Below are 522 nucleotides of genomic sequence, written 5' to 3' on the forward strand. Positions count from 1 at the left end.
ATTGGGTTGGTAAGGGTTAGATTATTATCGTTTTCGGAAGAGTGATTTTTGATTATTTCTATTCTATACTTTTTCATTTCATCTAAGATTTGAGGGTCTACAAATAGAGTTTGGTTTTTAGGGCGGTAGTTTGTTTGTTGATAGGAATTTTCTTTTTAGAATGAGAAACAATTGTAATATTTAATAATTCTCCTTTAATGTTTGTAAAAAGTTTTTGATTTGAACTAAGTCGTTGGGGGTTGATTTTGTTTCCCAACCGCCCTTAATGATTCCTTGATTTGTTTCTTTTTCATATTTTCTCCTTTTAGTTAGTTTTTAGTTTTTGTTATTTTTGATATAAAAAAAGACCTTCAATTGAAGGTCAAGTTTGAATATTGAAAATATTTTTAGGTATATGTTGGATGGCATTTATTAATATTATGGATTCTTAGTCCCATAATTGGTTAGTTTAGTTACTTTACTCTTTTTATTTGTATTCCTCGATAAAATTAATTGTACCGTTGAAATTGTATAGGGGTTTTT

The 522-nt window shown here is 27.6% G+C and carries 1 pseudogene; it reads right to left on the reverse strand.

The window, feature by feature from the left end:
• A pseudogene (locus tag BBA70_RS03810) lies at positions 1–270 on the reverse strand (phase variable surface lipoprotein); the annotation flags it as partial.
• Positions 271–522 lie beyond the last annotated feature (252 nt).

Source organism: New Jersey aster yellows phytoplasma (assembly GCF_002554195.1).
Classification (GTDB): Bacteria; Bacillota_I; Bacilli_A; order Acholeplasmatales; family Acholeplasmataceae; genus Phytoplasma.